The sequence below is a fragment of the Aeromonas sobria genome (assembly GCF_006243315.1).
Classification (GTDB): domain Bacteria; phylum Pseudomonadota; class Gammaproteobacteria; order Enterobacterales; family Aeromonadaceae; genus Aeromonas; species Aeromonas sobria_A.
The window spans coordinates 98,808-113,115 of sequence record NZ_NKWE01000017.1 but is presented as its reverse complement, the minus strand read 5'-3'; the positions used below and the strand labels follow the sequence as shown (position 1 = coordinate 113,115).

Here is a 14,308-nt window from a genome sequence, read left to right as displayed (position 1 = left end):
GCGCCTCAGTGACGATCGCGTTTGAAGTGAGTGGTTTTATGACCGACGGTGACAATATCTCCGTCTTGCAGTACCAGATAGTGACGGCGCAGACGCTGGCAGTATTCCGCTGGCAATCCGCACTCGGTTTGCAGCATGACCAACCCTTTGCGATCGAGATAAACCAGTTCACGCCCCTGGTGATAAGCAGAGCGCCCGATGCTCAAAAGCAGCTCCACCAGCTCGGAAGCAATGCCACGCTGCTGCATCCGGCACGCGGCATGATGGCTGTATGCACCGTCCAACTTACCGTTCATGACATGCTCCTTTGGCGCTCATTTAGATGGCCTCATTATATGTAGCCTGTATACTCATGCCGATACTGGTTACATATACATGTCGCATTTTGGAGCACATATGACACCCAAAGAGCTAACCTGGGATCAAACCCTGCGTTTTCGTCTGCTGGAAATCGTGTTGCAGTGGGAGGGACGGCTGACCACCAATCATTTGATGACCGCCTTCAATATCGGCCGCCAACAGGCGTCACGGGATATCAACCACTACCTGACGCACTACGCCCCAGAGGGGCTGGTCTATGACAAAAGCCTGAAGGGATACAAACCCACCGAGCAATTTGAGCCGCGCTTTAGTGAAGGCAAGGTAGACGAGTACCTGATGCTGCTGCATCGGGAAAAACAGCACCTGCGCCAACATGAAGCCGGACTCCTGATGCCTTTGATGGATCTACGCTATGGCCATATCGAAATCCTGGATGTGCCCAACCGCCATATCGACCCCAAGATTGTGCGGGGCCTGGTGCAAGCTGCTCGTGGCCAACTGCGGGTCGATGTCGATTACGTATCCCTCAGCTCAGAGGAGCAGAGTGGCCGCAACATCGTGCCCCACACCCTGGTCTATGACGGGATCCGCTGGCACGTACGTGCCTACTGCGAGAAGAAAGGGGAATATCTGGACTTTGTGATGAGTCGTTTTCGGGGTGAACCGGATCTGCTGGATGCCTCCCCTCACGGCCGGGATCAGGACCTAGAGTGGAACACCCAAGTCACCGCAGTAGTCGTTCCCAATCCTAGTCTTAGTCAAGGGCAGCAAGCCATCATCGCCAACGACTACGCCATGCCAGATGACAAACTGTTGCTGAGCCAGCGCATCCCTTTGATGCACTATGCGCTGGAGCGGATGCAGGTGAGCTATAACGGTGAACACCAACAACATCCTCTGCTCTACCCGCTGGTGCTGGCCAACCGGGAGGAGCTCATTGAGCAAGGATGTACCTTCAAACTCAAGAGTGCGGATTTACTGACACAACCCCTCTCGTCTGACTCCACGCATTAATAACGACGGGTAAAGTGAATTAAGTTCAAAAGAAAAATCCCCGAGCAATGCTCGGGGATTTTCGGATAAGAAACGGCGCATTTGGTTATCGCGGGTCAGCACACAGTTTACTGACAAGCGTCCACCAGCTTCCAGGGACCGCCCTGATCCGGCTGGCTGCCAGTGTTCCACCACTTAGCCTCGTAGATGTTGCCGGCATAGGTCGCCTTGTCACCGGTGTTGTACACCTGAGTGCTGTTCCAGGAGGCCGGGCAGGCACTGCCCTTCTCAAAGCTCACTTCAAGGCGGTGATTGGCCGCCAAGCTCGGAAAGGTATAAGCGCTCGCTACAGGCTGAGCTACGCCGTCCACAACGATGCTCTTGATCCGATAACCGGGATTGGGAATAAACGCCACTGTCAGTGCGCTTCCCCCTTTCCCCTGAATGACGCCTGCGGTATCCGGTGCCGGTGAGATGGTGCCACCGGTGCCGACGACACTGGCACGAATGTCGAACATCACGGGAACATCAATCGTCACCTCTTTGTACTGACCGCTGAAGCCGGAGAAGTTCTGTGCAGAGAGGTTCTTCACATCGGTATTGCGCAGGATAACGATCTTCTTGTCACCCTTGGCAAACGGCTCGAGCAAGGTCAGTTCAGTGTTGGCGCCATTTTGAGTCAACTGCACAGCCGAGAACGGCACTGGCTGGTTGCTCGGAACGGTCAGCACCGTTTTTTGCGGATTGAAGCTGTTCACCACCAGCGACACATTCCAGCCCCAGGTTTTGTGATCAAGCGGTACGATAAAGCCCAGACGATCAAAACTGCCGGTCACGTTGATGAACATATCAGGCGACAGGTCGGCCAGCGTCAACCCCATTAGCTCATAAGAAGCATAAATGCCACCGTCATCGGCTTGGGGACCAATCACCACCGAGGAGCTGGTCTCATAAGCTTTGAGATGCTTGAACCCAATCCCGGACGAACCCTCAATGCGATCCACCTTGGGGTCAAATTGAGCGACAACCTGCTTGCCAGAATTCCACGCCAGCGTGTACACCATAGACTGGATGACCACTTGCGAAGGGTTGGCCAGTACATCGCTGGCATTGATGTTGTTCAGAATGATTTTTTGCCCGGTGACATCGATTTCAGTGCCATTTTTCCCCTGAGTTACCACCATGGACGCCAGAGGTGATTCGCTAGACCAGCCACGTAACACTATCTTGTCCTTGCCGATCACAAAGTCGGTGACCGTGGTGATAGAGCCCTTCTGCTCGTTGAGCAACAGCTGGTTTTTACCGCCCCCCAAGATAACGGTGTCATTCCCCCACCCCGCCATCAGTACTTCATCGTAAGGGGAGCCTTGAGTGACGTTGTCGCCCGGCACATCAAACAGAGTGTTGTACCCGCCAAACTTATGCACATATTTGGTGATGCAAGTTCCCTGCTCGTCACACGTGATCTTGTCTTTGGTCAACAGCTCGGCGGTTCCCCACGCCCCACGCAAGTGAGCCGCGGCCAGGATGCCGGACATGGTTGCCTTAACCGTTACCTGCTGTCCGTTATCATCCTTATCGGCCCAACTTTTCGACAAGGCCTGTGCCCAGGTCATATTGGCATCTTGTAGCAGCTTGCTGATGACCTTGTAGTTGAAGTGCATGACATCCCGGATCACCAGCTCCTGTTTTTCGGGCTTGATGAAATCGGTGAAATTGTTGACCCCGTTCTTGCCGATAAAATGCCCTTGCCAACGGTTGATATCCGTTACATACACCTGATTACCGCCTGAGCCAGGGATTTCAGCCAGCGCCTCGGTTTTACAGCCGATCCAGGTCGAATCGGGCACGAACATGTAAAAGCTGTCGTACTCCTTGCCTGCAATCTGGACTGTCGGCGGGTTGTAATAGCCTCCATCGATCAATACCGCTTCACCCAGCTGATACCCGACAAATCCCCAGGCATTCATCGAGCTGTACTGCATCAACTTGAACATGCCCGGGTCATGAGGGGTATTTTCGTTATAGATGCTGCCAAGACCAAGCTTGGTAAAGTACTGCTTTATCGTGGTGGGCTCTTGCACCATATTCCCGGTGGCGCAGTCCCTGACCAGCCGACCGGGCTTGGTGACCTTGGCGTAGGTATAAACGGGGTTATCCAGGTTATCGAGGTAAAACTGGCTCAGTGCCGGATTGATACCCGACTCAAAGTTTCTAAGACTATCGAGAAATTCCTGCATCCCCACGGTTGAGGCTGATGCCGTGGTCGCAATAATTATGCTACCTAATAACGGAAGACTTAATCCATGTTTCATCGCGCAACTCCTGATTGACAATAGCAGTTTATCTCACCAAAATACCCAGTGAGGTGTGAAATAAATATTCATAGAGTTATATGTTGTCGAACGCCAATCTTATTGGCGAACCAAATTCTGGCATAGGGGCATTAAAGAAATAGGTGACACTGGCCCCCACATCAGATAGCGTATCGCGAACACCTAATTCAAGCCCTTTTAATTTATGGCTGTACAACAATATTGGAACCATTTCTCGAGTATGAAGAGCGTGGCCGATAAAAGGATCGTTGCCATGATCGGCCATAACAATCAAGATATCGTTTATTGACATAGCCGCTATGATATTTGATAGTCCAGCATCAGCCTTTTCGAGCGTATTCCAATAACGTTCAGCATTTTGCTGGTGACCGGAAAGATCCGTTTCCTGAACATTGAGGCAGAAAAAAGCGTTATCTTCCCGCTCCACATCCTGCTGCAATAAATCGAAGAGCGTATCGGTGTCGACAACTCCAGGGTATGATGTACCGTGTTCATTCTCTACAATATCGGCGACCTTACCATATAAGAACGTCGTGATTCCGATCTTATTAAGACAGTGTGGTACTTGTGTCGATGGATCTACCCCATAGCCAAGGTGAATAACCTTGAATCCGTTGTTATAGGCCCCAGAGTGAGGAGCATTGACTCCAATAAATTTTTTATCGCCGTTTTTGTCTGTTTTAGTTTCTATGGCTGCATATATCTCATCCATTGAATCAACTAATCCACCAAAAGCAATATTTCGTCCAGCTTCATTATACTTCCTGACCACTCTCCCAATTTGCACGACGTCATCGAACGATATCAGATTCAGGTTGGCGGTGATGTTATATACCTGTCCCAACTCGGCCTCGAGGTTATCCCCGATCACGACACAGTTGTTGACCTCTAGCAGGGCAAGCGCATCCCGATAAATTCGGTTGACCTGGTATCCTTCGGCAATCAACCCCGCCTCAATCTCATCGATATAAGTACTGAAGGGGGCTTGTAGCGGTGATCTCGGTTTGGTCCCCATGATCTCCTGATGCCCCATAAAGGTGTCACACCCTTCATGGGCCAGCATTGACCTACCCCAGTTTGCAGTCTCACTTATTTGCATCACTGAGTTGGCTGAGTACACCGAATTCAGCAATCCAAGCCGTGCCAATGTTGGCAGATGTTTATCTGAAAAATGCTCGATGAGATTTCTTGCTGTATTGGCACCGTGATCTTGTGGCCGATCGGTCAGTACATCCGGCATTTCACCGATACCAAAGCCATCGAGGACGACAACAATGAACCTTGCCATAATCCCTCCCTTACAGTTCTCGCCCTTGCGAATCATAGAGTCCGATTATTTTCGGGGTCCCTGTCGATATCCCTGAAACCAACGCAACATCACTCCTGGTCACAAACACCTGAGAGCGGAAAGCCATGATGACGGGAGTTCCGACGGGACACGTTCCCGCCAACTGGATGTGATAATCAATGCTGCCATCATCACCTGCCATAAACGGCATGAAGCGCCCGTGTGGATCTGAGCCATCCATTGCCAATGCGCCACGAATACGCCCACGCCGATAGTATCCACCACCGTAGCAATAACTATTTCCGTTATGATGATGAGATACCTCACTCAAATAGAGCATCGCTATTTTTTCAGGCTGCTCGCCATTCTGATTTGATGGAATGGTCCCGGTCAGAGCATGCCCTGGTTCGCCATGCGTCCCACCTCGAGAGGCAATTAGCGGTATCGTTTCACAACAAGTTGAAGACGGAACATTGACCTGTGATATCCGGCAACCCAATCGCTCAGCCTGCTCTTTGGCAATCATCGTTGTCCTGAAATTATGCGTGGCAACGGTCACATCTTTATCTTCGTCATAGAGAAAACTGGGAAAATGAGTTACTCCTTCTACAGCGATATTCGGCAATGCTGATAATGACTGGATAACCTCATCCAGATCACTTAACGAAAATCCAGACTCTTGGCTGGGATAGATAATGTCCCCATTCTGATAAAACTTAACCATAATCTTTTGGATTACATTCGCCTTAACTGCGGCAGATGAAATCTCCTTGGCCTTTTCAATCGAATAAACGGTGATAACCTCAGGCTTGGTAATACTCACCAATTCATTGACCATCCCACTCGGTGGTTGTACCAAATGCCCGACATGGCTGACTTTTATTCCCAGAGCGGAATAATGGCGGACCTCTTTAAAATCGACACAGACGATGCCATCGTAACCTAACTCATCAACCAGTAATCTGGCTAAAACGGGATTGCGTCCAAACTGCTTCGTCATCGCATACAGTGTAATCCCATATGCATCAGCATTTTTCTTTATCGTTCTGGCATTTTCAGCAAACTGGTCGACATCAATAAGATAAGTATCAGGCAACACTTGGTTGGACTTTAATAATTCAGCTGCACATTCTATAAATCTCGGATTTTGTTTTTTCAAGGCATCAAGAAACATCTTCGCTCACCTTATGAATATAGCTTACCCGGCCCGATAGGTTTCAGGCTGTCAAACCGGGCGAACGCTAGGGTCAGATATTAAAAAGTCCGACAATATGGAAAATATTGAGCGCGACACCAGTTAATATGGCAGCGAGAGCCGGAGCAGCAATCTTGAGTACAGGACGTCCCATTACCTCATTGAGGAAGAACAATATAGTGAAAATGGTAATCCCGGTGGTCCCACCCATTTTCATAACCGCCAATACACCGCCGATAAGAAGTGCAAACTCCATCAGCGTATTCATCGAGTTGCGGATATTATCCGAAGCATTACGAATAGATGGGAATTGTTCTAGGAAATGGCCGATCCGACGTAGCAGGAATACTTCCGCACAAATGGTCAGAGCACCAAGCACCGCAGCAACCGGTATGTTAGGCGAGAGATAACCAACCACAAATACAAAGGTCATCCCGACCACACCATATACACCAGTGGCCAGTGCCGTGGTGGCAATCAGGGGTACAAAACCAAGCCCGCGCATAAATTCAGAGAGGGCCACCTGGTTGATAGCCGTCTGCTGCGCGACAGGGTCAGTCAGCTTGTATGCATCTGCCAATGGATAGATAGAGACTTCTGAACCTGCAAAATAGCCTGCATTGACAACCACAGCAACCAGCGCACCGGTTGCAGCCAGGAATGGCAGGTTTTTCATGATGCGTTTGGTACGCTCTTCAAACAAACTGTGCATCCCCGACATATCAGGCGGCGCAATACCGTTTTTCTTGTCGTTGATGTCTTTGTAGATGGCAGTCCCCACCAACATCATCATCCCCACGAAGATTTGCAGAGACTCAGGATAAATAGTGGTAAATTTCATCGTGGCCAGCCGGGCCAGCACAATAACAGCCGCCGAAATAGCACCGGCTTTCCACCCGAACTGATAAAAGATGGCGAGCAGCGGGAAGAGCGCAAAAGCGGTCATCACCGGCGTGCCCAACTCACCCAATGCGCCAATCGCATCGACAGGCAAGCCGGTCAATACCGCATTCACACCGGAAATAGAGGTAACAACCAGAACCCCCCATAAGCCGCCAGCTAACGCGGCTTGCCAGCGCCGAGCCATCATCACACCGAGAATATCTGTCGGCAAAAAAAGCAGCCACGGGTTTAGAAGACCAGTGGAGAGAGTAAATGAAATACCGACTGAGGCCACGAAACCAATCGATAGGCCAAACGCCACGGATCCCGCATCACGCCGCGTCATATTTCCTTCGACGACTTGGGGCAGGATCGGTCTGATACCATCATGAAATACCGCTGCACTCATATTGGCCAGCAGTGCTGTCATGGCACACAACAGAGTGACTAACCCTAATTGCATAATGTCCATTATTATTCCCTCAATTAGCTGCCAGTTTGGTAATTAATAACGGGATGGCATGTTCGACATGCTCCACTGAAAGACCGAATGCAACCTTACCCTCTTTAATAAATTTATCCACCTCTTCGGACTTTGCCTTGATGGAGGGTTTGGCAATAGTGCAGCTTTTCGGATAGCCGATAATTGCGATAGCGATAGAGAGTGCAGCCCCGGCACCGGTATTACAGCACCCGATGTAATAATCCAAGACTCCAGCTTTCACCTTCATTGCTGCATCCATGTCATTGAGAATATGACACTCGAACTCACCTGGAGCAGCTTGCTCAATCTGAGCCTTGATCTGCTCACGTTGTAATCCAGCGATCCCTATTTTTTTCATTTTATATCCAGCCTCATTTAAAAAAGTGGTAAGGGGTAAGACGTAACATTTGTTCTATTTGATGTTTACTAATACCTGAATCAAGTAACTGTGGAATAAAATATTCCACCAGATAGCAAAATCCGGGGCCTCCATTTTTCTTAAGGTGTGACTTTCTCGTTATATCCATAGACAACATGACTCTATTCAGCAAATTCCTGCTGGCCAATTCTTTCAGCATGTCGATTCTCGACGAATCAGGGAAATAACTGTTCTTGCCGATAGTGTCAAACTGAACATGACAGCCTTGATCAATCAACCACAAGATGTCATCTAGATTATTTTTAAGATCGCAGTGGCCGATAGTGATCCTTTCCATTTCGACCGAATACGACTTGAATAACTTCACCTGTTCTCTTGCCATGGTGCTCATAGAAAGATGGGTCGAGATTGGGCGACCAGTCTCATAATGCGCCATAGCTGCGGCTTCGAAGACTTTTCGCTCAGTTTCGGTAAATGCGTTCTCGCTACTACCAATCTCCCCAATAACACTTGCTTTAAGTGCACTTTCATCAATGCCCACCGTAATTTCATGCACCATCTCATCGCAGATCTCGCGAGCGGACAAACGGTAAAGCCTTTCGGGGAAAAAACCTTCGATGTAATAACCGGTCGACATCAGTACGTTCATGCCGGTATCTCGCATTAAATTTTCAATAAAATGAGGATTTCTTCCCATAAAACGATTGGTCATCTCGATAACATTGAGCACCCCACACTGCTTGAGCGCCAGAAGCTCGTCCCGGATCAGCGCGTAGCTATCCAGAAGACAATCATTATCCCGTTTCTGCGAAGAGAGATCTATGTGCAGATGTTCATGGCAATAAGTGTAGCCATCGAGATTAATCGACATTACATATGCTCCTGACATGAGTAGTGCAGTGATAAAAGATTACTGAGCATAAATGACTTCTCGCTATCAGGTGCCTCCGCAAGATCAATTGCATCAAGCATTCTTCTGTTAAGAACATCCATTTCATGGAAGAACGGATCTTCCTGCACTTCATCAAACAGGGATGGGTCCATACCCTGCTCGATAGGTGCTCCAGATTTAATACGATCAAATGCCCTGGCCAGATGGACAATCATCATCTGGTACTGTTCATTATCATCACTAACAGAAAAATGATCTCTGAGATCGTCCATCACCACCAGACATGCTTTTAATGCATCAGTACTGATCACATCAGCTGACTGAAGTAACTGTAATCGCTCTATCACTGCACATCTCCATATTTAAACATCAATAACTGGGTATCAACTTCCCTTCAATAACCAAGCGTTGATGTTCCAGAAGTTGATGAACATCAAGCAACTTATTAATGAGTTCACTGATATGCGGGCTCTGACGGCTAAGAAGAATGACAGCCTGAGATGCCTGACAGCATTCATCAAGGTGCTTCAGCGATTTTTCGCTCAGCCCTGATACATTCATATCAATAGCCTCTGACAACCACACGACCGCATCAATTTGTCCGGAAACGAGATAACTCAAACTGTTGGAATAGTTGATCTCGACAATTTCAATTTCTTTTCCTACAAATGCCTTCTCGGTCAGAATTCGCTGGTCAGGAGACGCCGGATCCACCCCCACGCGCCTGATGACTTCATATTCGTTTGTCCGATAAATCAAACGGTGTTCGAGTGAATAGGACTCCGCCCCCAGATCCGCCAAGATCTTAACACTACTGCCCAACGTACCGGCGGCAAGCTTGGACATAATGGCCAGGTCATAAACACCGTTTTTCAAACATTCGGCCCGCACATTAGCGCCGCGCATGTGGGCAAAATAGAGCGGCAGGCTGCCAAGCTGTGCCTTCAGTCCACTAGCCAACCCCTCGTAATGCTTTGTATAAGGCAGTGGCATGGCACACACTACATGGCTGATGCCGGAATAACGAACCAACTTCTGATAATCGAGCTGTCGAATATAGGTCCCGTTACGCCCCTGCTTGCTCAGGCTGACTGCCTTGTCATTTTCCAGCGTGGTAAACGCCTTCTGTATAAATCCGACCGATACACCGATCTCGTCCGACAAGGACTCTATCGTCCTCAGGCGGTCGTCAGGCTGGGTCGTCATGAGATACTTGGCAAGGCATATCACTGCCATGCCTTCTTTACTGATGTATGGGTTTGTCATCATCTTTATCTTCATTATTTTGAATAAATGATACACCAGAGATTTCGTCCAAAACTAAACGATTGCTCAATTTTGTGAGCGTCTTCATAACAAATAGGATGAGAGAGGCTCTATGCAGAAAACACCACGAGCAAGATCAACGCGACTCAAGAGTAGTAATGACCCCTATCGACTGAAGAAGTGCATTTAGTGACATAGTGAATTTGGCCACCTGATTGGATGAATCACCCCACCTTAATCTCTATGAGATACCCTTCCGCCCAATAAACCACCACCTGCACGGCTCGCCCTTCGTTCTGCCTGCGCTATGGTTTACCATGCGAACAATTGTGGTGCATGGCACCGCCCACCCAGGCGCATAGTGCCGCCGTCATCGGACCCCCTCTCGAGCAACATGAGCAAAACAGCACACGCGGGCAGCGAGCCAACCTTCTTCTTCCACGACTACGAGACCTTCGGCATCAGTCCCGCCAAGGACAGGCCGTCGCAGTTTGCCGGTATTCGTACCGATGCGGATTTCAACATCATTGGCGAGCCGCTTGTTGTCTATTGCAAGCCGCCGGCGGACTATCTGCCGGATCCGGAGGCGTGCCTTATCACCGGTATCACGCCGCAAAAGGCGATGAAGGATGGGCTTTGCGAGGCGGATTTCATTCGCCAGATCCACGAGCAGTTCGCCACTCCGAATACCTGCGTACTGGGCTATAACAGCATCCGCTTCGATGACGAAGTGACCCGCTACACCCTCTATCGCAACTTCTATGATCCCTATGCCTACGCTTGGCAGAACGGCAACTCCCGCTGGGACATCCTCGACATGCTGCGGGCTTGCTACGCCCTGCGGCCAGAGGGGATCGAGTGGGCCTTTGACGATGAAGGCAAGCCGAGCTTCCGGCTGGAGAAGCTGACGGTGGCCAACGGTGTGGCGCACGCCAATGCCCACGATGCGCTCTCAGACGTCTTGGCCACCATCGAGATGGCCAAGCTGGTGAAAAAGGCCCAGCCCAAGCTGTTTGGCTATCTCTTTGATCTGCGCAACAAGAACAAGGTGAAGGCGCTGATCGACGTGGTGACCATGAAGCCGCTGGTGCACGTTTCCGGCATGTTCTCCCCGTGGCAAGGGTGCGTGAGCTGGGTCTCGCCGCTCGCCTGGCACCCGACCAACCAGAATGCAGTGATCATGGTGGATCTGACCCGCGACCCTACCCCGCTCATTGAACTCACCAGCGAGGAGATCCGCGAGCGGCTCTATACCAAGAAAGAAGATCTTGGGGAACTGGCGGGTATTCCGGTGAAACTGGTACATATCAACAAGTGCCCGGTGCTGGCACCGGCCGCCACCCTGACCCCTGAGCGGGCCGACCAGCTTGGCATCGATCGGGAACAATGCCGCAAAAGCCTGGATCTGCTGCGCGCCCATCCGGAAGTGCGGGAAAAACTGGTGGAGGTGTTCAATCAGGAGTTTGCCGGCAGCAATGACAGCGACCCCGATACCCAGCTCTACGCCGGTTTCTTTGGCCACGGTGACAAGTCCACCATGGATCTGGTGCGTGCCACCCCCGCAGATCAGCTGGGGGAACGAGAGTTTGCCTTCACCGACTCGCGCCTGCCCGAGATGCTGTTCCGCTACCGTGCCCGCAACTGGCCACACACCTTGAGCGAGGCGGAGCAGAAGCGCTGGCGCCTGCACTGCAGCGACTACTTCAGCCGCCGTCTGCCGGACTATGTACCCCGTCTCGAGGCGCTGGCGGAGCAGAACCAGAGTAACGAACGGAACTTTGCGATCCTCAAGAGTCTCTATCACTATCTGGAAGATTTATGAGTTGTGAGTAGTTTCACAATAAATCCTTCCCGCCCATCCCCTTCTTCAGGTCATAATGACGAAGGGGATTTCCCCAAAAACCAATATCTTGCAACATCCTTGGCGGATATCTCCCAAGCAAGAGATCTCTTTGGCCGAACGGAAGCCATTTGCTGATGCCTCGTCACCACGCACTGCTCGGATTACTGACCCTGCTGCCACTGGCAGCCAACGCCGCATACCGGTTCGATGTGCCGGATTATCTTGCTCGTCTGCCAGAGCAGACCTACCAGATCGTCGAACACAACTTCAGCACCCTTTACCAGCAAACTGACTTCACCCCCCAGATCACCAACAGCTACTTTAACGACTCCAACCTCTACAAGTTTGTCGGGGTGCCATTAGTCATCACTGCCCAAGCGGGTTTTCAACTGGAGGTATTTGGCCAGGTCTATAACCGCGCCTCTCAGGCTTATACCCACTTGAGCCAGGATATGTCGCTCTATCGGGTGATGCGGGTCGATCTGATGGGGAACCCCAATGATCAGCTGGCCATCGGTTTTGGCCTCGGCGTACCACTCAGCCCCCAACTGACCCTCAAGGCGATCGCCTCCGGCAGTGATATCCCTGGCTATGGCTCCGCCAAATATGCCGTCGGCTTTGAGTGGCATTACTGACAGACGTTGCTGACCACCACTGATTGAAACAATTCAGGCTCCGTAATGGAGCCTGAATTGTTAGTGGGAATGAATTATCAGAGGTAGCGGATCACCCGCCCCTCGCCCCCTTGCAGGGTCACGGCCGTGCCGACTACCCGCCCCTGCCAAAAATCGGTTCCCCCTTCTGGCAGCAGAAACTCCTGTGGTTGCCCCTCCCAGTTGAACAGGCAGAGCAAGGATCCCCCCTGCGGCAGGTTCACTTCACCACAGGCAAAGTCCATCGACTCGAAACGGGCAGAGGGTGCACGAGCAGCACAAAGACCCAGCAGCTTGCGCAGTTGCGCCGCCTGCTCCTTGTCGAGATCTTGCAATCGATCTCCCGCCAGCATCATGCCGCCGCTCGCCACCAGTGCAGCCAGATGGAAGCTGTATTCAGCTTTGCTTGCCTGCTGGGTCGGCAGATCCCGCAGACAGATGCAATCGGGGTCGAGGGCCCAGAGCTTGTCATTTTGCCAGGCGCGGCAGAAGGCTTCGCGGGCGATCTGGCGATAACGGTGGCCATTGCGCTCCACATCGTCACTCACCCGCATACCGTGCACCAGCCCAAGGCTTGGCCAGATAGGAGCGTTGCAACCAAGCAGGAAAGCGCCTTCACCTGCACCGCTCAGGATAGCGGCCATGCCGCGCCGATAGGCTTCGACCCGGGTGGCTGCCGGATCGTGGAAACGGCCACCGTGGATGGCGCCCCAGAAGTTGGCATCGAGCTTGAAGTAGTGGATGCCCCACTGCTCACGCAGGGTGCGAAACACCTGCTCAAGGTGCGCCTGCACCCCGGGGTGGGTACCGTCCAGCACATACCAGGGGGTGCAGCGCCAGCCACCGTAAGTAACCCGCTCTGAAGGCAGCGGCAGGCCATCATCCCCCTTCACGAACCAGTCGGGGTGATCCTGAAACACCTGCGAGCTTGGTTCGGCAATAAAGGGAGCGACCCAGAGGGCCGGTTCACAGCCAGCACCTTTGATCTCGGCAGCCAGTGACGCCACACCTTGCTCGAACTTGGCCGATGGAGTGAGCCAGTCACCCATTTTAGCCTGGTAGCCATCGTCGATCTGCACATAGCGCAGCGCCGGGAAACGCTCGGCACGCACCTGCAGGTTTTCGCGAATGTCGGCAGCGCTCACCTCGGCATAGTAGTGGTACCAAGAGCACCAGCCGCTCGGGCGATCACTCACCTTGCCGATCAGCGAGCCATGCTCAGCCTCGATCATCCGTGCCAACTCGGCCAGCAGATCCTCGCGATCCGCCCCTTCGAGGCAGATCAGCGCCTCGCTCTGCCAATGCTCACCGACCGCCAGTTCGCGCCCTTCGCAGTTCATCAGGATCTGCAAACGACCATCGGGGTAGAGACGAAACTCCCCGCCAAAACGGTGGCAGCTGGCAAAGGCGAGCAGCAGCCACCCCTTGCCATGTTCCACCAGCAGCAGGTTGTGAACGGTGTGGTAGCCGTTGTCGTCGGTAATGCGATAGACGCTGGCATCGGGACAACGGCCGACAGGTTGCGGTGATTGCCAGCTGCCCATGGTCTGGGCCAGCATCTGAAACCCTTCGCCGTAAATAGCGCTCTCCAGCGGCAGGCCAAGCTTGCCGTCAAACAGCACCCAGCGCTCAACCGAGGTGGCATCAGCGCCGGTGTTATCGAGCCGCGCCCGGCACAGAGGCCCTTCCCACTGACGGGTTTGCAGCAGATGGGATGGCAACGCATTATCGCTCGCCAACTGGCGAACTCGGGACAAGAGGGATGTCATCACTACT

Annotated in this window: 13 protein-coding genes; 3 read left to right on the top strand and 10 right to left on the bottom strand. The window is 51.8% G+C overall.

Annotation, left to right across the window (positions count from 1 at the left end):
* Positions 1–5: 5 nt before the first annotated feature.
* Positions 6–296 (bottom strand): DUF4258 domain-containing protein, encoded by a 291-nt coding sequence (locus CF137_RS04410; protein ID WP_139718157.1) that lies wholly within the window; start codon positions 294–296, stop codon positions 6–8.
* Positions 297–396: 100 nt separating this feature from the next.
* Here CF137_RS04410 and CF137_RS04405 point away from each other — a divergent pair, with 100 nt between their 5' ends.
* The gene (locus CF137_RS04405; RefSeq protein WP_139718156.1) at positions 397–1,335 is read left to right on the top strand and encodes a WYL domain-containing protein; all 939 of its coding nucleotides are present in this window, start codon (positions 397–399) and stop codon (positions 1,333–1,335) included.
* 107 nt (positions 1,336–1,442) lie between these two features.
* Here the strand turns inward: CF137_RS04405 and CF137_RS04400 are convergent, their stop codons facing one another.
* From CF137_RS04400 to yhfZ, 8 genes are all read right to left on the bottom strand, one after another.
* Positions 1,443–3,629: a carbohydrate-binding protein gene (locus CF137_RS04400; protein WP_139718155.1), complete on the bottom strand. Its 2,187-nt coding sequence runs from the start codon at positions 3,627–3,629 to the stop codon at positions 1,443–1,445.
* Between the two features lie 76 nt (positions 3,630–3,705).
* A complete protein-coding gene (locus tag CF137_RS04395) occupies positions 3,706–4,938 on the bottom strand; it encodes a phosphopentomutase (protein WP_139718154.1) in 1,233 nt (410 codons plus the stop codon).
* 10 nt (positions 4,939–4,948) lie between these two features.
* Positions 4,949–6,112, bottom strand: a complete 1,164-nt coding sequence (locus CF137_RS04390) for an alanine racemase (protein WP_139692767.1) — start codon at positions 6,110–6,112, stop codon at positions 4,949–4,951.
* 73 nt (positions 6,113–6,185) lie between these two features.
* Positions 6,186–7,487, bottom strand: a complete 1,302-nt coding sequence (locus CF137_RS04385) for a YhfT family protein (protein WP_139718153.1) — start codon at positions 7,485–7,487, stop codon at positions 6,186–6,188.
* A gap of 10 nt (positions 7,488–7,497) precedes the next feature.
* Positions 7,498–7,857, bottom strand: coding sequence for a DUF2620 family protein (locus CF137_RS04380; protein ID WP_139692762.1), 360 nt, complete (start codon positions 7,855–7,857; stop codon positions 7,498–7,500).
* A 13-nt stretch (positions 7,858–7,870) separates the two neighbouring features.
* Complete coding sequence (locus CF137_RS04375) at positions 7,871–8,749, bottom strand: phosphotriesterase family protein (RefSeq protein WP_139692760.1); 879 nt, start codon at positions 8,747–8,749, stop codon at positions 7,871–7,873.
* Positions 8,749–9,117 carry a PRD domain-containing protein gene (locus CF137_RS04370; RefSeq protein WP_139718152.1) on the bottom strand — a complete coding sequence of 123 codons (369 nt, stop codon included), beginning with the start codon at positions 9,115–9,117 and terminating at the stop codon, positions 8,749–8,751. The genes CF137_RS04375 and CF137_RS04370 overlap by 1 nt, the downstream gene beginning before the upstream one ends.
* 22 nt (positions 9,118–9,139) lie before the next feature.
* Positions 9,140–10,039 (bottom strand): GntR family transcriptional regulator YhfZ, encoded by a 900-nt coding sequence (yhfZ, locus tag CF137_RS04365; protein ID WP_204787358.1) that lies wholly within the window; start codon positions 10,037–10,039, stop codon positions 9,140–9,142.
* 391 nt (positions 10,040–10,430) lie between these two features.
* On the opposite strand from yhfZ, the gene sbcB reads away from it, so the two are divergent.
* Entirely contained in the window at positions 10,431–11,858 is a 1,428-nt protein-coding gene (gene sbcB, locus CF137_RS04360; RefSeq protein WP_139718151.1) for an exodeoxyribonuclease I, read from the top strand.
* 155 nt (positions 11,859–12,013) lie between these two features.
* The gene (locus CF137_RS04355; protein ID WP_139718150.1) at positions 12,014–12,514 is read left to right on the top strand and encodes a hypothetical protein; all 501 of its coding nucleotides are present in this window, start codon (positions 12,014–12,016) and stop codon (positions 12,512–12,514) included.
* A gap of 77 nt (positions 12,515–12,591) precedes the next feature.
* On the opposite strand, the gene CF137_RS04350 is transcribed toward CF137_RS04355, so the two are convergent.
* A complete protein-coding gene (locus CF137_RS04350) occupies positions 12,592–14,301 on the bottom strand; it encodes a glycoside hydrolase family 36 protein (RefSeq protein ID WP_139718149.1) in 1,710 nt (569 codons plus the stop codon).
* Positions 14,302–14,308 lie beyond the last annotated feature (7 nt).

What these genes read in the sequence shown, in the direction of transcription:
- CF137_RS04380 (WP_139692762.1), bottom strand. Translation starts at nt 7,857, where the DNA reads ATGAAAAAAATAGGGATCGCTGGATTACAACGTGAGCAGATCAAGGCT.
- CF137_RS04405 (WP_139718156.1), top strand. Translation starts at nt 397, where the DNA reads ATGACACCCAAAGAGCTAACCTGGGATCAAACCCTGCGTTTTCGTCTG.
- CF137_RS04390 (WP_139692767.1), bottom strand. Translation starts at nt 6,112, where the DNA reads ATGTTTCTTGATGCCTTGAAAAAACAAAATCCGAGATTTATAGAATGT.
- CF137_RS04385 (WP_139718153.1), bottom strand. Translation starts at nt 7,487, where the DNA reads ATGGACATTATGCAATTAGGGTTAGTCACTCTGTTGTGTGCCATGACA.
- yhfZ (WP_204787358.1), bottom strand. Translation starts at nt 10,039, where the DNA reads ATGATGACAAACCCATACATCAGTAAAGAAGGCATGGCAGTGATATGC.
- CF137_RS04410 (WP_139718157.1), bottom strand. Translation starts at nt 296, where the DNA reads ATGAACGGTAAGTTGGACGGTGCATACAGCCATCATGCCGCGTGCCGG.
- CF137_RS04400 (WP_139718155.1), bottom strand. Translation starts at nt 3,629, where the DNA reads ATGAAACATGGATTAAGTCTTCCGTTATTAGGTAGCATAATTATTGCG.
- CF137_RS04395 (WP_139718154.1), bottom strand. Translation starts at nt 4,938, where the DNA reads ATGGCAAGGTTCATTGTTGTCGTCCTCGATGGCTTTGGTATCGGTGAA.
- sbcB (WP_139718151.1), top strand. Translation starts at nt 10,431, where the DNA reads ATGAGCAAAACAGCACACGCGGGCAGCGAGCCAACCTTCTTCTTCCAC.
- CF137_RS04355 (WP_139718150.1), top strand. Translation starts at nt 12,014, where the DNA reads ATGCCTCGTCACCACGCACTGCTCGGATTACTGACCCTGCTGCCACTG.
- CF137_RS04350 (WP_139718149.1), bottom strand. Translation starts at nt 14,301, where the DNA reads ATGACATCCCTCTTGTCCCGAGTTCGCCAGTTGGCGAGCGATAATGCG.
- CF137_RS04375 (WP_139692760.1), bottom strand. Translation starts at nt 8,749, where the DNA reads ATGTCGATTAATCTCGATGGCTACACTTATTGCCATGAACATCTGCAC.